Genomic DNA, 317 nt, shown 5'->3' on the forward strand with positions numbered 1-317 from the left:
TAAGCATACTTATATTCCCGATGCCTTTTTGGACGACGTTGCGTCCTACCTCCCCGAACACTTGCAATTACAAGACTTCGTTGCTGCCTGCCAGCGCCCGCTGAAACGTGCGGTAAGGGTGAATACATTAAAAATGTCGGTGGCAGCATTTCGCGATTATTGCGCCGACAAACAGTGGCACATTACTGCTATTCCATGGTGCCCTGAGGGATTTTGGCTCACTCGCCCGCAAGAGGAAGAACAGGCATTGCCCATTGGCCGCACCGACATTCACTTAAGTGGCTGTATTTATGTGCAAGAGGCCAGCTCCATGTTGC

The 317-nt window shown here is 51.1% G+C and carries 1 pseudogene; it reads left to right on the forward strand.

What is annotated here, in order from left to right:
* Nucleotides 1-317 (forward strand): annotated as a pseudogene (yebU, locus tag CWC14_RS18270) (16S rRNA (cytosine(1407)-C(5))-methyltransferase RsmF); the annotation flags it as partial.

The organism is Pseudoalteromonas sp. S3260 (genome assembly GCF_005886925.1).
GTDB classification, from domain to species: Bacteria; Pseudomonadota; Gammaproteobacteria; order Enterobacterales; family Alteromonadaceae; genus Pseudoalteromonas; species Pseudoalteromonas tetraodonis.